We start from the raw sequence: 19033 nt of genomic DNA on the forward strand, positions 1-19033 counted from the left end.
TGTGGATGATGACCTCCAAACTAGCCAGGACCATGCTGAAGACCTTCGGGATCGGGGCTATGAGCCCATTGTCGCTGAAGGGAAAGGCGAGAAACTGATCGAAGACGCGAAGGCTAAAGCGCGCCGACATCGCTGCCACGTGGCGATCGTGGATATGCGCCTGTTCGGAGCTGAAGGCGATGAAAGTGGATTGATGCTGGCCGGCGCGCTTGCACCGACGATGTGCATCATCGTCACTGCCTACGGCAACATCCCGGCCACCAACCGGTCTAGGCGTTACGACAACATCGTCGGCTTCTTCGAGAAAGGTGACGATCCGAATAAGCTCATGGGTGAGGTGTATAACGCTTTAGAGAAGTTCTGTCCCTGTAGCCTAAAACCAGATGGCCCAGGCTATGACGAACTGTGCAGCAAAACATTGAAGGACACACCAGAGGCCAGTGAAGAAGAGATTCGGTGCGCTCTTGTACTCCTCTATCGTGATGAAAATCCGAGGATCGAAAAGTTGCATCTAATCGTGCCCGACGCGCCCTATCCCTCTCAGACGACGGCTACTGTACCTGCACGCTCTGCTGTTTATATCGCTGAACCCATCCGTGCTGATCGTCTCCCACTACAGCGAGAAGTCGTGAAAGTGGCTGACGCAGAGAAGATCAAGCGCGAAGTAGACAATTACAAGACATGGGTTAAGGGCTTGCTGCTCACCGACCGCTGCGCGCGCATCGAGGACAAAGGACATAGCGTCACTCTCTGGAATATCGGGGCGATTCGTTACACCAACATCGCCCGCGATGATCGCCGATTGTTTCGGGCATGGTATCCTGCTGCATCAAGCGAGCAAGTGACGCGAGCCCTCGAAGATTTGTTCAACGTGACGTTGGGCCCGCTATACAAAGAGCACCGTGGCGCAGACAGCCAGTCGGTCTATGGCTACTACATCAGCCACATGTTTACTCCCGACTTCGAGAGCCGCATTCAAGACTACTGTGCTCAGAACGACAAAAAGTTTGATGCGGCATTGCTGCTCGGAGTACCACTCAAACTACGCGATCCTGTGAGGTGGGCCTATGAGCATCGTGGACAATCCTCCTTCCGCTCGCGCTGGGAAGCGCTGACTCACGGCGATTTGCACAGCGGCAACATCTTCGTTGATGAGCACTGCAAAACATACGTGCTGGATTACGAGCGATCCGGTCCTGGCTATATCTTGCGCGACTTCGCCGAACTAGAAGCCGATATTCGTCTTCGGCTCGCACCGATAGCGCCGGAGCAGTTGCGCTTGTCATATGCAATGGATATGGCTTTGCTTGCGCCTCGTAAAGGAAATGTGAAGCCTCAGTCGCTTCCCTGGCACGAGATTGGCGGCTTAGATTCCAGCGTCATTCGTGAGTTGCGGAAAGCCTTCGACGCAATTTGTGTTCTACGCCAACTGGCCCATGAGCTGACCGGCGAACTGGCCGAAATGAAACAGTATTACTGGGCGCTGCTGATGGAGACGTTGATCTCGTTGCTGCGCAAATACTCCGACGTGGACGCCAGCGCGCGAAACGCGGCGCGCATGCGCGCGTTGCTGAGCGCCGCGCTCATCGCCGAGCGATTAGCTGCATGGAACAGTGACTGGCCACCCAACGACTGGCCACGACCGGAGGATCTGCCAGAACATCTTGGTAGCATCACTCCGGTTGAACCTGATGTGAAGTGAATTCGCCGTTGCGGCCATGAACCCTGCTTACCGCGCCGAAATTCTCATCCCGCTCTTCGAGCTGATCCGCACGCGCGAGTCGTGCGCCGTGGTCGGCGGCGCCAGCATGGGCAAGTCGCGCTTGCTGCGCTTCATGCTCGAGCCGGAGACGCGCGCCCATTACCTGCGCGAGCACGCCGCCACCACCCTGTTCGCCTATTGCGATTGCAACCGCCTGGCCGAAATCTCGGAGTGGGGATTCTTCGAGCTGATCCTCACCGCGATGGTCGAAGCGTGTGGCCAGCATACGGACCTGCACGGCCTGCGCAACGAGCTGAACGCCCTACGCCGCGAGGTGATCACCGGCCACAATGCCTTGCTGGCCCGCCGGCACGTCGAGCTGGCCGCGCTCATGCTCTGCCGTGAACGCGGTTTCCAGTTGCGCGTCGTCTTCGACGAGTTCGACGAAGCGTATCGCACATTGCCGCCGCTGGCCCTGGCCAACCTGCGGGCACTGCGCGACGGCAACAAAGCCTGGCTGAGCTACCTGCTCGTGGTGCGCAATCACCCGAAACGCATCCGCCCGCCGGCCGACTGCGAAGGCTTCTACGAGCTGTTCTCGCGCTCGGTGATCGGCCTGCCGCCCTACAGCCTCGGCGATGCCTATGCGGTGGTCGAACAGATCGAGGCGCGCCGCGGCCGGCAGCTCACGCCACAGATGCGCGCAGCCCTGGTCGAGAGGAGCGGCGGGCATCCCGGGCTGATCGGGGCCATGTTCGACGCAGTGACGAATGGACGGGCGACCCCGGGGGACGCAGTCCGCGAGGAGTGCCACAAATTGTGGATGAGCGTGCCATCGGACGAGCAGATGGCGCTCTACCGGATAGCGCGCGGGCAACCCGTGCACGATGCCCTGGCACTGGAGGGGCTCGTGCTCAAAGGGCTGGTGCGGGATGGCCAGCTCTTCAGCCCGGTCTTCGCGCAGTACGTCGGCGAGCACGGCGTGCCGGCGGCCAACGGCCAGCTGGTGGTAGATGAGCACACCCGCACCGTGTGGGTAGGCGGGCAGGCGCGTACCGACCTGACCGCGCGCGAGTTCGACCTGCTGGCCATCCTCGCCCGTGCGCCGGGGCATGTATATGGCCGCCAGGAGATCCTCGAGACACTCAACCCCAACGAACATTTCGAAGCGCTACATCACAACGCGGTGGACGCCCTGGTAAAACGCATCCGCAAGAAGATCGAGCCGGCGCCCGACCGCCCGCGCTATCTCATCACCGTGCGCGGCAAGGGCTACAAGCTGATGGACGGAGACGAGGGCGGCCTTGGGGGAGAGACGGGAGGGAGCGATGGAACAGATGAAGGACGAACGAACCATGGGCGGCCGACCGGTAAGCTTCCGCCGTGACCTGATTCGGCGGGTGCTGGATGTGCTAACGAGCGGTGAGTCGTGCTCGCTCGTCGGCGTCGGCAGCTCGGGCAAGTCCAACGTTGCCCGGCACCTGGCCCGGCGCGACGTGCTCGCCTATCACCTCGGCGCGCGCGCCGCAGCTTGCTTGAGTGTCCTGGTCAACTGCACCGATCTGACCGAATACACGCCGGTCGCCCTGCATAGATTGATGCTCGACGCGCTGGTGCGCGCCTTGCAAGACGCCGTTCCCTCACCCAACGGCGCAACTGCGAAAGTGGTGGCGCTGCGCGACCAGGCCATCGCATCGGCGTCGGCAGAGCGCGCGCGAATCAACCTCAAGGATGCGTTCGCTACGGTCTTTCGATCCGGCTTCGATCAGCTCTTCGTCTTGCTGGACGACTTCGACCCCGTGGCACAGCGTGCGCCGACGGCGACCCTGAACGGTCTGAGGCCGTTCCGCGACGATCACAAGCGCAAGCTGATGTATGCCACCTTCACCCGGCGCGAGCTGGCCTACCTGCGGGCCGAAGCCCAGTTTCAGGAGTTCTACGAATTGGTGGCGGCCCATACCATCGCCATCGGCCCGTATGGCGATGACGATGCCCGCGCCTTGGTGCGAGAGTTGAGTGAGCAGTGGGGTATCGGCGGGCTATCACCGGCAGCGGTCGAGACGCTGCTCGCTTGGTCGGGCAACCATCCCGGCCTGCTGCGCGCCATCCTGACGGCGATGCATCGCGAGCCGAGCATCCGTGTCGGCGCGACGGAAACACTAAGCCGATTGCAATCCCACTGCGACGTGCTGCCCGAATGCGGGCATATCTGGGAGAGCTTGGAGGCAGAAGAGCAGGCCGCACTGATCGCCGTCGCGTGCGGGACGGCGCCGACCGAGCGCGATGGGCTGAGGTCGCTGGAGGCCAAGGGGGTGATCCACACGCGGGCCGGCGGCTATGCAATCCGTTCGCCGATCTTCGCCGCGTTCGTCGCATCGCAGCTTCCATCGCAGGCCGGCCGCGGCTCCTTCGAGTTCGACTCGGCGCGGAACGAAGTGCGGATCAACGGCTATCCCATCCGCGACCTGAGCCTGGTCGAGCTGAGCCTGCTGCGGCGCATTTGCGAGCGCTATCCGAAGCCGGTGTCGCGCGCCGATCTGCTCGCGGACATGCTCAGCCACGAATCGCTTGCGCGTCAGTATGGCGGCAGCCCGGAGGCTCGGTTGTCGCAATATCTGGCCGGCCTGAAGCGCCGGCTCGACCTGATCAAGCTCGATTGCCTGCGGATCTATCCGGACGGCGCATGCCAACTCGTGCTATGAAACCATCTGACAAACGACTCCCGCTCTTTCATCGCCTGGAACGCGCGCTCGGTCGCTTATTCGGCCGGCACTGGGTGGGCGAAGACGAAGTCGCCGTCGTGTATGAGAACGACTGCTTTCACGCGCTGCACCGCGGACCCGGCTTCTTCACCATTGACCCTCTCACCCAGGATGTCCGCGCCGTAATCAACGTTGCGCCCGATGCGATCCGAGTCCCGTTTCGTGGCATCCAGACGCGCGATGGGCTGCCGGTGGATCTCGAGATGGGGCTGATGTTCAATTTTGCACCGGAGCGCGCACTGCACGAGATCACGCATCTTGTCGTGAAATGGACGCGGGAAGACCGGCGTGACGCGCTGTGTTGGCGCACGCGCGGCGTGCTGCAGAAGGTGCTCCCGGCGTTCACCGTTGATGAGGTGTGTCGCGGCCTGGTGTTTGAGGAGATCGAGCGACGCACCTTGAGCCTCCTGAAGGACCTGGTGAGCGAATTGGGGCTTGAGCCGACGCAGATGCTCTTGCTCGGCGTGACACCCCCGGCGGAACTGCGCTACCGCTTCGCCGAGATCGCCCAGCGCCGGGCGAACGCCCTCGATCTTGCCCGATACGCGCCCTATGAGCTGGCCCAGGTGATGCGCGCCCAGATCATCGAGGCGTTGAGCCGCATGTCGCCCAACCGGCAGTACGTCGAGTTCCCGGCCAGCCCGATGGACGTCGCACCGCCTCCATCCCCACCGGTGATTGACGCGCCATCGTCGCCGCATCTTTCGGACGGCGCGGCTCCAGCGGCGGATGACGCGGACGCGCCATCGCCGCCGAAGAAGCGCCCGCGCAGCCGGCTGATCCCATGAGCCGGATTAGAATCCGCGCATGCTGACGAGACTGAAAGCGTTCGCCGAGAAGCATCCTCGGCTGGCGGCGTGGATTGCGCTGGCCGCCGGCATGGTCATCATCCTCATCATCGCCGCGCGCGATGTCGGCCTGCTGTGGAACCAGTGGTTGTTCTTGATCCTGGCCACGATTGGGTTGGCCGGCTTGTGCGTGTGGATCATCGGCTGGGAGGCGAACGACGACGCACCGGCGGCGTCCGAATGACCCACTGCGCTATCTCCTCGCGCGCTGTTCAGCGGCGCGAAAATCCTCCGGCGTGTTAACGTTGACGAAGGCCAGTCCCTCCGGATCGAAACGGGCAATCTCGTCCGGCGTGATGAAGCGCGTGCGCACCTGGCGCAGCCAACCGTCCATCTTCAGTGCACCGGCATCCAGGGCGGCTTTCATCACCGGCGCGCAGGTCGCTGCGCGATAGACTGCATGGAGCGCCTCCGTCCCGTTAGCCGTCAAGGGCACCACGGCGTCGCAGCCTTCCGCCGCTAACACCTGGTAGGCGCGGGCGAGCACAGCCGCGTTGACGAACGGCATGTCGCAGGCCACCAGCGCCAGCGCAGTAGATCGGCACGCCATCACCGCAGTGAACGCACCGCCCAGTGGTCCACGGCCGGGCAACGCATCCGGCAGCATGGATAAGCCGAGGAAGCGGTAGTCGTCGGGGCGATTGGTGACGAGGACAATCTCGCCCGAGAGCGGCCGCACGCGCTCGACCACCCGCTGAACGAGCGGCCGGCCCAGGAAAGGCATCAGCCCTTTGTCCTGACCCATCCGGCGGGATTGCCCGCCGCATAGGATGGCGACCGTCAGGCTGGGCTGGCGTTCGTCCGTCACACGATGCACTGCGCGCCCAACAGCGCGGTCAGTTCTCTGCGCAGTTCTGGGCAGTCGCGCGTGGCGTCGTTCGGGAAGTCGAGCGTCACGGCCTTGCCGTTCGCCTGCTGCAGCGTCAGGGCAAATGGCTGATCGCCCGGATATTTGCGCAGCGTCTGCAATACGGCTTCCAGCTTGGCTACGTCGCTCCGCGGGTCGCCGTTGCGGTGCATGACGATGTGCAGCGGCTTACGGTCGGCAGAAATGGAGGGGGAGTCCTTCGCGCTCGGATGCGGATTTTCGATAGCTGCAGGCTCGCCCTCAGCAGCAAGCGCCGGCTGCCCACCGTCATTCGATGTGTCGAGCGACGGCGCCGCCTCGTTTGCTCCATGGCGCGATGTGACGGTCAGATCATCGGTGCCGGACGGGAAAGGATGAGGGGGCGAGATGTTGTCATCGGTGAAGTTGATCTCGTCCAGGGCGGCTGCATCGGTTGAAGATGGCGGTGGCGCGTGCATTGGCTGGGCCGGCTGCGAGTCGAAGTAAGCGTTGATGACTTCCTCGGCGACGGCATGACTGGGTTCGGAGATGTCGCTATAGGCGGCGGGGGCGTCGTCGGCGCTGCGGGCGATCTCGAATGAATCGCGGACCTTCTCGACCAGGATCTTCGGTGTGCCGCCCGGCTGCACTTCGGCCTTGCCCCACACCAGCAGCGCCTTATCTTTCTGGAACTTGTCCTGGAATTTCTCCCAGGTCTTTGGGAAGATCGTCAGTTCCAGCCGGCCGTACATGTCCTCCAGCTCGCCGAAGGCCATCGGCTTGCCGGCCTTGGTCGTGTGTGGGCGGATGGAGCTGACTACGCCGGCCACGACCACCTTCTGTCCGTTGTCACCTTCGGTCAACGAGGCGCTGGTGTGCGTGATCTGATGCTGAAGCGCGTCGAGTTGCGCTTGGAGCGGGTGCGCGGAGATGTAGGTGCCGAGCAGCTCCTTCTCGTCTTGCAACAGTTGCTTGCGCGGGATCTCGCGGACGTGCTTGGGCAGGACGATCAGGGTCTCACCGCCGGCGTCGCCCAGCCCGCCGAACAACATGCCCTGGCCGCGCTCGGCGGCGCGGCGCGCCGTCGTGGCCACGCCGATCATCTGATCCACGACCGCCAGCAATTGCGGGCGCGAGCCGAAGTCGTCGAAGGCGCCCCCCTTGATGAGCGACTCGAGCGCCCGCTTGTTCAGCGCCGTCATATCCACGCGCCGGCAGAAGTCGTCGAGCGACTTGAATCGCCCGCCCTGCTTGCGCGCCTCGACAATGGCGCGCACCGGCCCTTCACCGACTCCCTTGATGGCCATCAAGCCGAAGCGGATCGCGCCGATGCTGTCCTTGGCCTTGAAGTTCGGCGGGGTTTCGATGGTGAAATCGGCGTCGCTGGCGTTTACGCTGGGCGGCAGGATCTTGATGCCGTGCAACTTGGCGTCGGCGATCAGGGCGGTGATCTTCTCGGTGTTGCCGCTCTCGCAGGTGAGCAGCGCGCAGATGTATTCGAGCGGATAGCAGGCCTTGAGCCAGGCCGTCTGACAGGTGATGGCCGCGTAGTCGGCGGCGTGCGCCTTGGGGAAGCCGTAACGGGCGAAGTACTCGATGTCGCCGAAGATGGCGTCGGCCAGTTCGGCGCTGTAGCCCTTCTTGACGGCGCCCTCGCGGAACTTGGTCTTGTGCTTCAGCAGTTGTTCGGCGTTCTTCTTGGCGACGGCTTTGCGAATGGTGTCGGCCTCGCCCACCGAGTAGCCGGCGATGTCGCGCGCCAGGCGCATGATCTGCTCTTGGTATACGCAATTGTGGACGATGATGTTGTTGGCGACAAAATTGTGGAAGCCCTCAACGGTTAGGTCGTAAACGTCCTCTATCCCGGCCGGCTCGATCTTGACGATCTCTTCCCAGATCACGCTCAATCGCTTGAGGGTTTCAGGGAGGGGTGCTGCTTGCGCCAGCGGCTCGACAACGTATGCGCTGATGCGCGGACGCTGAAGCGCACGGGGGTAGAAGTGTTGGGCGCTCAAGCCAAAGTTGCGCTGCATGGCTTTGCGCGAGATAGACAGCGCCGCATTGACCTCGGCGATGAAGTCGGCACGGCGAATCGTGTGTCCGTCGCGACTCTTGCAAGCAACTGCTCGCTTCTGGGTGAGCATGAACGGCGCGAGCCATTCCATTAATGCTGTAGTCTCATAGACCGTCACTTGGTAAGCGAGTCGCGCGCCTCGGCTAGGGGCATGGTAGGCGTTGGTGTAAATGACCGAGCGAATGCCCAGGCGAAGCAGAAGTGTTTGGATGTCATGGGCAAGCTGAGCGGAGATTGTGCGATAGTGGCATAGCTTACGCCCAACGTAGCCATCACAATCCCACAACGAAGCGAGGAAGAACGCGATCGCCTCTTGGCTTAAACCGAATACGAAGTTTGGCACGCACTTTTCATCGCTCCGGCATCCCCCTCTTTCGGCGCCTGGCATATGTTTGAGCCCGAGTTCGCGCAACCAGGCTAACACAGCATTGGGTTCGTGATATGCCGATGCCTGCGCTTTAGCGGCGCCGATTCGCCAAACCTGACGCGCTTGCTGCACTTTCGTCTCGCGCACATCCGGGAACGCGCGCAAGCAGCGCCGATACTCGTCGAGCAAGGCCGGGTCCTTAGAGACGAAGTTCACGGCGGCGAGATTGCCCAAATCGCCGTCGGCGATCAGGTAAGCCAGCACACGCAGACGGTCTCGATCGTAATCGCGGCTCGGCCCCAGTAACTGTCGCGGCGTGGCGATGAAGTCACCAGGCTTGAGCGCGCTCAGCGGCATCCAACCATCCTCGGTCAGCACACGATGATCGGACGTCATTTTGATGCTGGCGCCGTTGCGCAGCGTTAATCGATACACCGGTTTCTTCCCGTTGTGTACCCAGTGAACGACGCGGCCGACGGCCGGCGAAAGATCCTCCGCGACGCTCTGCAGATGAAGATCGGGGACATGCTGCGCTTCATCCATGCGGCAGCGCCGGCCGGTGATGGGGTCGAACAACACCGCATCGCCGGTGATGCAGATGCCGTAGGTCTCGCCTAACGCCGGCGCCAGGTCGGGGTGCCGGTATTCCACTTGTTCCTCGCCGTGCATGCGTCGGATATAGGTGGGGATGTACTCCATCGGCCCGGGCCGGAAGAGCGCCAGCGCCGCCACCACGTGCTGGAAGCGCGTCGGCTTCATCTGCATCATCAGATTGCGCATGCCGGTGCCTTCCACCTGGAACACCCCCTGCACGTCGCCCCGCGACAACAGCTCGTAGATGCGCCGGTCGTGGATCGGGATGTTGGTCAGGTTCAGCCTGACGCCATGGCGTTGCTCGATCAATTCGCAGGCCTTGCGCATGATGGTCAGCGTAGATAAGCCGAGATAGTCCATCTTCAGGAGGCCGATGGACTCCAGGTGCGTCATCTCAAATTGCGTGACGGCGTTGAGCTGCGGGGTGAGCGGCGTGCCGGTCAAGCGGTTCAACGGCGTGTATTCGATCAGCGGGCGGTCGGCGATGACCACGCCGGCGGCGTGGGTGCCGGCGTTGCGCACTGTGCCCTCGACTTTGACGGCGCGGTCGTATAGCTCGCGCACGTGCGGCGCGCCCTCATAGAGCCGCTTGAGTTCGGGCACTTGCTCTAGGGCCTGCGTCAAGGTGATCGGCTTGCCGGGGATGGCCGGCACGAGCGCCGTGATGCGCGACACTTCATTGAGCGGAATGTCCAACACTCGCCCCACATCTTTGAGCGCAGCGCGCGCAGCCATGGTGCCGAAGGTGATGATCTGCGCCACGTTCTCGCGCCCGTATTTGGCGATGGTGTAGTCCACCAACAGGCCGCGCTGGTCGTCGGGGAAGTCCATATCAATATCCGGCATGGACACGCGCCCGGGGTTGAGGAAGCGCTCGAACAGCAGATCGTTGCTGACCGGCTCAATGTAGCTCAGGCCGAGCACATAGGACACCATGCTGCCGGCGGCGCTGCCGCGCACGTTCCACCAGATGCCGGCCTCGCGCGCAAAGCGGATGAGGTCCCACACGATCAAAAAATAGGTGGCGAACCCCATCTCGATGATCACGCTCAGCTCATACTCCAGGCGCTGGCGCAGCGCGCTGGGGCGCAGCGCCGGGTTGTTGCGCGATTCCGGCAGCGCGAGGGGGGAACGGCGGGTCAGGTCAATCGGCTCATCCGCTGAGGCATCCGACGCCGCTTGCGCCGGGATGCCGTACTTCTCCTCAAAGCCCCGGTAGCACAGATGACGCAGATAGTCGGCGTCCGACGCGAAGCCGTCCGGCAGTTGGAAGTGGGGGAGGTGAAACGTCTTCGACTTCAGGGTGACGTCGCAGCGGTCGGCGACTGCGAGCGTATTGGTCAGCGCTTCGGGCGCGATCTGGCCGAAGAGTTCGGCCATCTCCGCTTCGCTTTTCAAATAGTATGAGTCGTTGTTGAAGCGCATCCGATTCTTGTCGCTCAGCAGCGCATCGGTTTGGATGCACAGCATCAGGTCGTGCGACGGCGCGTCCTCGCGCAGCACGTAATGCACGTCGTTGGTGGCGATCAGCGGCACCCCCATCTCCTTCGACCAGGCGATGAGCGTCTCGTTGATCAGTTTGAGTTCGGGGAGGTCGTGATCCTGCAGCTCGAAGTAGAAGCGGTCGCCGAACAGGTCGAGATACCACTGCGCCACGTGGCGCGCTTGCTCGAACTGTCCCTGCTGGATCAGGCGCGGGATCTCGGCCGATGGGCAGCCGGAGGTGCAAATCAGGCCCTGGTGGTACTGCGCCAGCGCGTCGTGGTCAATGCGAGGTTTGTAGTAGTAGCCTTCCAATTGCGCCAGCGACGAGAGCCGCATCAGATTCTTGTAGCCTTCGTTGTTCATTGCCAGCAGGAGCAGATGATGTGGGCTGCGGTCGAAATTGACATCCTTGTCCTGCATCCGGCGCCCGCGCTTGCAGAGGTAGAGCTCGATGCCGATGATGGGCTTGACCCCCAACTCGCTGCACACATCGAAGAACTCGATGGCGCCATACATCGCGCCGTGGTCGGTCAATGCGAGCGCCGGCATATCCAGCTCCTTGGCGCGCCGCACCAGCTTCTTGATATTGCCGAAGCCATCGAGCAGCGAATACTCGGAATGCACGTGCAGGTGAACGAAGCCCATAGCCGATGTGGAGATGCGCAGCTTAGGATAGCACAAGTTCAGCGCCTGGGTCGGGGGCGCGATGACCTGGCTGCGCCGAGGGCCGGGTGCTAGAATCCGGTCTCCTTTGGAGGGCGACACCGACCTACGATGAGGAACGCTTTCGCGCAGCCGCCGGGGTATGACTTCCTGTGGAACCAGCTCGTCGAACTGCCCTATTTTCGCGCCCTGCTGCGCGCGGTGGAATCCCGGTTCTATCAGGAACTTCCGGTCGTCGAACCGGTGCTCGATCTAGGGTCGGGCGATGGCAGTTTCGCTGCGCATACCTTCTCCCGGCCCCTGGATGTTGGTCTCGATCCATGGCGCGGCCCGTTGTGGGAGTCGCGCATGCGCCAGGCCCATAGACTGCTCACGCTGGCCGACGGCGCGCATATGCCCTTTGCCGATGGCGCCTTTCGGACTATCGTGAGCAACTCGGTTTTGGAGCACATTCCCGATCTCGATCCCGTGCTCGCCGAGTGCTATCGCGTCTTGCAACCCGGCGGGCATCTGCTCTTCTGTTCCCCCTCCGATCATTTTACGGATTGGTTGGTTGGCGCCGTAATTGCCGGCGATGCCTATCGCCGGTTCTTCAATCGCATCGCGCGCCACCATCACTGCGACAGCCCAGCCGTGTGGCGTGAACGCCTGAGGCGCGCCGGGTTCACCGTCGAGCGCGTGTGGTACTACTTCTCTCCCCGCGCGCTGCGCGCGCTCGAACTGGGCCACTACTTTGGGCTGCCGAATCTCATCTCTAAGAAATTGACCGGCCGGTGGGTGCTCTTCCCCAGCGTGAAGAATCCTTTACTCAGGATGTTAGAGCGCTCCCTGAGGCCGTTATACGACGAACCGCTGCCTGAGATAGGCGCCTACCTCTTCGGCGTGGCTCGCAAGGGATGAGGCGTCGCTCGGAGGGGTGCGCGGCTTTGCGCCTGTGCGTCGCTTAAGGCTCAACGATCGCGCCGATGAATATCAGGCTGCCCGTGCTGCTGTCCTCGATCGCAAAGCAGAAAGGCCGGTCCACGCGCATGGTGAATCTGTCCTCGATCGGCCCTGCTGAAGTGGTGTCCGCCTGAACGGACGTCGCTGCTGCAGCCTCGGTGCCGGCTTCGTTCACTTCTACATAGGCCAGGTGTCGCACACTGCTGATGAAGATGGTGGGAGGAATCGGCCGCATGCCGGAGAAATCCGCCTTGCTGGGGTCAAAGGCGGCTGCCATGCCCATCGCTTGCAGTACGTCGTTCAGCGCGATGTTATACGTTGCCTTAAAGCGGGGAAGGAACAGTTCCCCTTGCTGAGGAGCGAATTGCGTGCGCCAGGTCGCCCAGTTCTCACTCGTGAGCATGGATTCGAACTCGGCCAGCGTGCGGCCTGCATCGGGCAGGAAAACGACCATCCGAAGCGTATCGCCTGTGTATGGCAGGCGCACGGCCTGAAAATCACCCCCCTTCAGGTATTCGAAGGTGCCCGATCGAAACATGGTTGGCGTTTGCTTTTGCGATCCATCGAGCAGGTTGAAGGGCAAATCCTGGGTCAGTTCTGCGTTGAAAGGCGTCTGCCAGGCGCCGTTGAAGTAGATGGCGCTGATGAGGAACAGCACGGCATCTTCGGGGATGTCGTCCACTAGGTCTGGAATCTTGCCGTTGGTCTTGTCGCTGACCCAACCGTTGATCACGCCTGGGGCGTTGGGTTGTGTGAAGTCCAGCTCGCTGATTTCGGCGGCGTAGAAGCGGCGCGCGCGTTGCAGGAAATCTGCGTTGAAGGGAACGCCGGCCCGCGCCCAGAGCGAGTTGGCGATGGTGAGGACCAGGCCGGGATCGTCGCGCCGGAGCAACGCCTGCAACGCGGCGTAATCGGCGTTCAGCCCGTCCAGCGTGGCGCCTTCGTTTCCCATCGTGGCGAGCATGGCCTGCAGCGTCTCGCCGCGCGCGCCATTTGCCGTCATCGCCAAGGCGATGGCGACATTGGCCGGCGAGATGAAGACGTTCTTGTCGGCGTCCTGCTGGGCAACTCGCCGAAACAAGTCCAGCGCAAACGTCGTGGTCGCCTGCGTGAATTCCGGACGGATGGTGTTCATGCGCGGTGGGGTGTGGTCATCGGTGGGCGGGCTTTGGGTTGCCGCGGGGGGCGCAGGTTCGCTCGGCGCCGTCGTCGGCGCTTCGCGCGTTGGCGCTATGGGCGGGGCGGTGGCGCAACCGGCGACCAGGCACAATGCTCCGGCCACAACCCAGCGCGGTATTGGGCTTCTCACAGGTGGAACTATATCAGACCGCGCGTTTAGCGCAGCGCGAACCCGCGCGTGTGGCGCGAAATCCTCGCCGATAAAGTGCAGCGCCCTCGACTCTGCAGGGAGTCCAGGGCGCTGCGGCCAAGTCGAGCGCATCTGAGGTTACATCTTGGACGCCATATAGGCGGCTAGATCGCCGACGCGGCACGAGTAGCCCCATTCGTTGTCGTACCAGGCGACGACTTTCACCAGGTTGCCGCCGATGACGAGCGTGTCCATCGCGCTGAAAATGGAAGAGCGCGTGTCGCCCTTGAGGTCCATCGAGACCAGCGGCTCATCGGTGTAGCCGAGGATGCCTTTCATCGGCCCTTCGGCGTATTCTTTCATTGCAGCGTTCACCTCGTCTTTGGTGACGTTCCGGCTGAGCACGGCGGTGAAGTCCACCACCGACACCGTCGGCGTGGGCACGCGGAAGGCCATGCCGCTGAATTTGCCTTGTAGCTCTGGGATGACCAGGCCGACTGCGCGGGCTGCCCCCGTCTCGCTGGGCACGATGTTCATGGCCGCCGCGCGCGCGTCGCGCAGATCCTTAGCCGCAACGTCGAGCAGGCGCTGCGAGTTGGTGTAGGAGTGGATGGTGGTGAGAATGCCTTTCTCGATGCCGAACCGGTCGAACAGCACTTTGGCGACCGGCGCCAGGCCGTTGGTCGTGCACGAGGCGTTCGACACCACGTGGTGCTTGGCCGGATCGTATTTGTCGTGGTTCACGCCCATCACGATAGTGATGTCCTCTTTCTTTGCCGGCGCGCTGATGATGACTTTCTTCGCGCCGCCGTTGAGGTGCGCGCGAGCCTTGTCGGCGTCGGTGAATAGGCCGGTGGATTCGATCACGATGTCGGCCCCGACGCTGCCCCAGGGAATGGCAGCCGGATCTTTCTCGGCGAACACCTTGATGCGATCGCCGTTCACGATCAGATCCGTGCCGTCCACCTCCACGGTGCCTGGAAAGCGACCGTAGTTCGAGTCGTATTTGAAGAGGTGGGCATTGGTATGGGCGTCCAAAAGGTCGTTGATGGCGACGACGTCAAATGCGCCATGATGATATTCGAACAGCGCCTTGAGCACTTGTCGCCCGATTCGGCCAAAGCCGTTGATTCCGATTTTTGTCTTTGACATGTTTTCACCTGTGAACTGCTTGTTGGCAATGATTAATCATGGTTGTTCAGGGCCGCGGCGCTCTCAGCCTTGGATGAACTTCAATACGGCGGCGGCAAGCTTGGCGGGATCGTGACGCCAGGGCGCGGTTTCGTCGGCCAAGTCGGCATGTGCGACAGCGACCGTGCTGCCCTGAACCTCTGCGTCGGCCAGGACGAAGTCCACGCCGCTGGGTGCCTTGAAGTTGGGATTGGCATAGTCGTTGGCCAATACCACATCCAAGATGCCCGGCCCGATGTGTCGCTCAATGGCGCGGACGTGGTCGCTCATGCTGAAATGGTCTGTCTCGCCGCGCTCGGTTGCCAAGTTGCACACGTAGATGCACCGGGCCGACGTTTCGCGCAACGCCTGGACGATCCCCGGCACCAGCAGGTTGGGCATGATGCTGGTAAACAAGCTGCCCGGCGCCAAGACGACGAGGTCGGCCTCCAAGATGGCCCGAATCGCCTCCGGATGCGCCGGCGGGTCGGCTGGCTCCAGCCAGACGCGCTCGATCGGCAGACCTTTCTTCCCAATGGATGATTCGCCGCGCACCGGCGTAGGCGAGGGCGCAGGGCCGATCGTAGCGGGGGCCAAGTCCGGCGCTTTATACTCGGCGCACAGCGTGACGTCGGTCAATGTGCTGGGGACGATCCGGCCCTGGCTGGCCACCACTCGGCTCGATTCCAGGATGGCGCGCTCGAAGCTGCCGGTTAACTCGGCCATGGCAGTGATGAACAGGTTGCCGAACGAATGGCCGCTCAGCCCATCGCCGTTGCCGAAGCGGTACTGCATCAACTGCGACACGAGCGATTCATCGTCGGCCAGCGCCGAGATGCACATGCGGAAGTCGCCCGGCGGCAGCACGCCGAACTCGCGGCGCAACCGGCCGGAGCTGCCGCCGTCATCGGCCACCGTGACAATGGCGGTGATGTTGGCGGTGTGCTGTTTCAGGCCGCGCAGCAGCGCTGCCAGGCCGTGTCCGCCGCCGATGGCGACGATGTGTGGCCCCTGTGAGGTGACATACTGGCGCACCAATTTCTTGACAATGGGCTGCGTGTCGTTGCCGCGCACCGATTGGATTAACGTGCGGTTCAGGCGATACAAGCCAAACACGAAGGCGCTGAGGCCCAGCACGCCGAGCAAGAGCCCACGCAACCAGCGCGGGATGAACTGCAGGGTGAGGTAGTAGAAGATCGCCGGCAGCGGCGCTTCGCGGTAGATTTCGACCAGGATGAAGCCGATGCCGAGGCCGATCAGCGTCACGCCTGCAACCATCAAGATGAACCACCGCTTGACGTGCAGTCCGGGGATGAACCAGAGCAAGTGAGAGCGACTCAACAGTGCCTCTTTCATGAAGCGATGGGCGCAATTGTACTCAGCCGGTGTTTCGCAATCCGGCGCTCACCCCGTTGATGGTGAGTTCGATGACCTGGCGCAGCTTGGCCGCCTCCGGCGTCTGCGTTGTTTCGCCGACATGCATCAGCCGGCGCAATCGGCGGATCATCTCTACCTGGATGTAGTTGAGCGGGTCCACGTAGGGATTGCGCAGGCGGATGGACTTTTGCAGCACCGGTTCGTTATCCAGCAGCGCGGCCTGGCCGGCGATCGCGAAGATCGCTTGACAGGTGCGGTCGAACTCCCGCCGGATGATTCCGAAGATGCGCTCACGGATGCGTTCGTCTTCCACTAGCGTGGCATAGAGCGACGCGATGCCCATGTCGGCCTTGGCCAGGCTTTGCTGGGCGTTATCCAGCGTGGTCTGGAAGAAAGGCCACTCGCGATACATCTGCTGCAGCAGCGTGCGCGTCTCGCTGCCGCGCCCTAGCATCGCCTCCAAAGCCGTGCCCAACCCATACCATCCAGGCAGCACGAATCGGCTCTGCATCCAAGAGAACACCCAGGGGATCGCGCGCAGGTCTTTCACCGATCGCGTCGGCCGGCGGAACGCCGGCCGCGACCCTACCTTCAACATGCTGATCTCGGCGATCGGCGTGGCCTGCTCCCAGAACTTCAGAAAATCCGGATCTTCGTGCACCAACGCGCGATAGGCCTGGAACCCGTACTCGGCGATCTCCTCCATCGCCGCCTTCCACTCCGCCGGAATGGTGAGCGGATGCTCGGCGCGGTACATGCCGAGCAGCACCCCATAGGCCACCTGCTCCAGATGCCGGCGCGCCAGGTCGGGGTCCTGGTAGCGCGTGGAGAGCACTTCGCCTTGTTCGGTGATGCGGATCCGTCCGTCCAACAGGCCGATGGGCTGCGCGAGGATCGCCTTGGCTGCGGGACCGCCGCCGCGCGCAATCGTCCCGCCGCGTCCGTGGAAGAGCGTGAACCGGATGCCGTGTTCCCGGCAGAGCGTAGCAATCGCCTCTTGCGCCTTGTAAAGTTCCCAGTTGGCAGTGATATAGCCGCAGTCTTTGTTACTGTCCGAATAGCCCAGCATGATGACCTGCTCGTCGGACTGCGCGCGCAGAATGCTGCGGTAGACCGGATGCGCGAACATGGCGCGTAGGATGTCGGGCGCATGTCGCAAATCTTCGCGCGTCTCAAATAACGGTACGATAGGCAGCCGCACGCGGCACCAAGCCATCAGCAGCGCTACCTCCAGCACGTCGGACAAGCCGTTCGTCATGCTGATGACGTACACCCCCAGCGCCTCTCGCCCGTAGCGTTCGATCGCTTCGCGCGCCAGCGCGAGCGGCTCCGTCACACACAGCGTGCCCTCATCCAGCGGGCCAATGCGGTCCAGCAAGCTGCTGTTGGGCTGCGACAACTGCGCGGTGAGCAGGGCTACTTTCTGCGCTTCGTCAAGTTGTGTGTAGTGGTCACAGACGCCGCTCTTGGCCAGGAGAGCGGCGACTGCCTCTTCGTGCCAGGCGGAATGCTGGCGCAGATCGAGACGCGCCCAATGCAAGCCGAACACGTTGAGTTGACGCTGCAGGTCGCTCAGCTCGCCGCCGGCCAGCAGCGCGGCGCGTCCGCGCCGCAAGCTGTCGCTGATGGTGTTCAGGGTCTCTTTCACCTGGTGCAGCGTGATGGCCGGCGGCAGGGTAAGCGGCAAGGATAGGCTGGGCGACAGCGCTAACGTAGGGCGCGCCGCGTTGAACGGATACAGCGGGTACAGTTTGGTTTGCTCAAAGGCCTCCTGAAGCTGGGCGGTGAGGCTGGCCAGCACCATCCGATAAGGTTCATTGGGATAACGCTGCGCGATCGTGCGCGCGCGCGACGAGGCCGAAGCGCCGTTGATGCGCCCGAGCAGCGCCTGCATTTCCGGGGTGATGGTATCTCGGTTGATCGAGATGCTCAACAAGTGGGACAGTTCGTGCACAGCGTGGCGGAGCTTGTCAATGGCGTGCTCGCGATGCAATTGCAGCGTGTCGGCTGTGACCTGGGGAGTGACATTCGGGTTGCCGTCGCGGTCGCCGCCGATCCAGGAGCCGAACGTCAGCCAGCGCTCTGGCGCGCGCGTCCCCGGATAGTGCGCATCGAGGGCGGCTTGCAAGTCGGCGTATAGCTGTGGGATCACCTGCCACAGCGTCGCGGTGAAGTACCACAAACCGGTTTCCACCTCATCCGTGACCGCCGGCTGCGCGGTGCGCGCACGATCGGTCAACCACAGCGACGCGATTTCGCGCTTGATGGCAGCAGCAAGCGTCCGACTCCTCACTCCCCACTCCTCGCTTCCCGCTCCCCACTGCCCAGCCCCATCGGAAGTTGGGGGTCGGGAATCCGCCTTGAGCATGTCCGACAACCGGCGCAGCTTGGTCAACACCGTGCGGCGCTTGGCTTCGGTGGGATGGGCCGTGAAGACCAGCTCGATGGACATCCGATCGAGCATGGTCTGGAGCGTCCCCGCCGTGACGCCCTGGCGCTTCAGTTCGATCAACGCCGCTTCGATGGATTCGCGCACCGGTTCGGCCCGTTGGCCGGCGGCGCGTTCGGCGCGATACCGGCGCAGCTTCATCGTGCGATGGTGCTCTTCGCACAGGTTCACCAACTCGAAGTAGGTGGTAAAGGCCATGGCCATCTCGTAGGCCTGGTCGGCGCTCAGCTCGCCGATGGCAATGCGCAGATGTTCCGCCGCCTGCGGGTTGCCGGCGCGGCTGTCCTTAGCCAGCTTGCGCAGATGCTCTTCGAGCGCCAGCGTCTCCGGACCGTTCAGCTCGGTGATCACTTCGCCGAGCAGATAGCCCATAGCATTGATGTTCTCCGCGAGTGGATCGGTCGTGCCGACCGCGTTCACTTGGTGCTGCATACCGAAGTCGAAACTATAGATCAGACCAACTTA

At 62.8% G+C, this 19033-nt stretch carries 12 protein-coding genes; 6 read left to right on the forward strand and 6 right to left on the reverse strand.

Features of this window, described 5'->3' with window-relative positions; translation table 11 throughout:
* The first annotated feature begins 1 nt into the window (after position 1).
* Genes GXH28_RS16845 through GXH28_RS10015 form a run of 5 tightly spaced genes read left to right on the forward strand, consistent with a single transcriptional unit; the run spans position 2 to position 5496 of the window.
* Positions 2 to 1702, forward strand: a complete 1701-nt coding sequence (locus GXH28_RS16845; RefSeq protein WP_169238879.1) for a phosphotransferase — start codon at positions 2 to 4, stop codon at positions 1700 to 1702.
* A gap of 16 nt (positions 1703 to 1718) precedes the next feature.
* Positions 1719 to 3089 carry a winged helix-turn-helix domain-containing protein gene (locus tag GXH28_RS10000; protein WP_169238880.1) on the forward strand — a complete coding sequence of 457 codons (1371 nt, stop codon included), beginning with the start codon at positions 1719 to 1721 and terminating at the stop codon, positions 3087 to 3089.
* Positions 3040 to 4404 carry an AAA family ATPase gene (locus tag GXH28_RS10005; protein ID WP_169238881.1) on the forward strand — a complete coding sequence of 455 codons (1365 nt, stop codon included), beginning with the start codon at positions 3040 to 3042 and terminating at the stop codon, positions 4402 to 4404. Before GXH28_RS10000 ends, GXH28_RS10005 begins: the two co-directional genes overlap by 50 nt.
* Positions 4401 to 5252 carry an SPFH domain-containing protein gene (locus GXH28_RS10010; RefSeq protein ID WP_169238882.1) on the forward strand — a complete coding sequence of 284 codons (852 nt, stop codon included), beginning with the start codon at positions 4401 to 4403 and terminating at the stop codon, positions 5250 to 5252. The genes GXH28_RS10005 and GXH28_RS10010 overlap by 4 nt, the downstream gene beginning before the upstream one ends.
* Before the next feature lie 19 nt (positions 5253 to 5271).
* Positions 5272 to 5496, forward strand: coding sequence for a hypothetical protein (locus tag GXH28_RS10015; RefSeq protein WP_169238883.1), 225 nt, complete (start codon positions 5272 to 5274; stop codon positions 5494 to 5496).
* A gap of 9 nt (positions 5497 to 5505) precedes the next feature.
* On the opposite strand, the gene mobA is transcribed toward GXH28_RS10015, so the two are convergent.
* Positions 5506 to 6120: an NTP transferase domain-containing protein gene (gene mobA, locus GXH28_RS10020; RefSeq protein ID WP_169238884.1), complete on the reverse strand. Its 615-nt coding sequence runs from the start codon at positions 6118 to 6120 to the stop codon at positions 5506 to 5508.
* Complete coding sequence (gene dnaE / locus GXH28_RS10025; protein WP_169238885.1) at positions 6117 to 11423, reverse strand: DNA polymerase III subunit alpha; 5307 nt, start codon at positions 11421 to 11423, stop codon at positions 6117 to 6119. The genes mobA and dnaE overlap by 4 nt, the downstream gene beginning before the upstream one ends.
* A gap of 9 nt (positions 11424 to 11432) precedes the next feature.
* On the opposite strand from dnaE, the gene GXH28_RS10030 reads away from it, so the two are divergent.
* The gene (locus tag GXH28_RS10030; RefSeq protein WP_169238886.1) at positions 11433 to 12221 is read left to right on the forward strand and encodes a class I SAM-dependent methyltransferase; all 789 of its coding nucleotides are present in this window, start codon (positions 11433 to 11435) and stop codon (positions 12219 to 12221) included.
* A 43-nt stretch (positions 12222 to 12264) separates the two neighbouring features.
* Here GXH28_RS10030 and GXH28_RS10035 read toward each other — a convergent pair whose 3' ends face one another.
* From GXH28_RS10035 to ppc, 4 genes are all read right to left on the reverse strand, one after another.
* The gene (locus GXH28_RS10035; RefSeq protein ID WP_169238887.1) at positions 12265 to 13572 is read right to left on the reverse strand and encodes a serpin family protein; all 1308 of its coding nucleotides are present in this window, start codon (positions 13570 to 13572) and stop codon (positions 12265 to 12267) included.
* 138 nt (positions 13573 to 13710) lie between these two features.
* Positions 13711 to 14724, reverse strand: coding sequence for a type I glyceraldehyde-3-phosphate dehydrogenase (gap, locus tag GXH28_RS10040; protein WP_169238888.1), 1014 nt, complete (start codon positions 14722 to 14724; stop codon positions 13711 to 13713).
* Between the two features lie 63 nt (positions 14725 to 14787).
* A complete protein-coding gene (locus tag GXH28_RS10045) occupies positions 14788 to 16098 on the reverse strand; it encodes a gluconeogenesis factor YvcK family protein (RefSeq protein WP_169238889.1) in 1311 nt (436 codons plus the stop codon).
* Positions 16099 to 16120: 22 nt separating this feature from the next.
* Positions 16121 to 19000 carry a phosphoenolpyruvate carboxylase gene (gene ppc, locus GXH28_RS10050; protein WP_169238890.1) on the reverse strand — a complete coding sequence of 960 codons (2880 nt, stop codon included), beginning with the start codon at positions 18998 to 19000 and terminating at the stop codon, positions 16121 to 16123.
* Between the last annotated feature and the right edge of the window lie 33 nt (positions 19001 to 19033).

This window comes from Candidatus Roseilinea sp. NK_OTU-006 (genome assembly GCF_012931985.1).
GTDB lineage: Bacteria > Chloroflexota > Anaerolineae > J036 > Brachytrichaceae > JAAFGM01.

Coding starts and splice junctions, on each gene's coding strand:
- gap (WP_169238888.1), bottom strand. CDS start 14,724: ATGTCAAAGACAAAAATCGGAATCAACGGCTTTGGCCGAATCGGGCGA.
- GXH28_RS10030 (WP_169238886.1), top strand. CDS start 11,433: ATGAGGAACGCTTTCGCGCAGCCGCCGGGGTATGACTTCCTGTGGAAC.
- GXH28_RS10015 (WP_169238883.1), top strand. CDS start 5,272: ATGCTGACGAGACTGAAAGCGTTCGCCGAGAAGCATCCTCGGCTGGCG.
- GXH28_RS10005 (WP_169238881.1), top strand. CDS start 3,040: ATGAAGGACGAACGAACCATGGGCGGCCGACCGGTAAGCTTCCGCCGT.
- GXH28_RS10010 (WP_169238882.1), top strand. CDS start 4,401: ATGAAACCATCTGACAAACGACTCCCGCTCTTTCATCGCCTGGAACGC.
- GXH28_RS10045 (WP_169238889.1), bottom strand. CDS start 16,098: ATGAAAGAGGCACTGTTGAGTCGCTCTCACTTGCTCTGGTTCATCCCC.
- ppc (WP_169238890.1), bottom strand. CDS start 19,000: ATGCAGCACCAAGTGAACGCGGTCGGCACGACCGATCCACTCGCGGAG.
- GXH28_RS10000 (WP_169238880.1), top strand. CDS start 1,719: ATGAACCCTGCTTACCGCGCCGAAATTCTCATCCCGCTCTTCGAGCTG.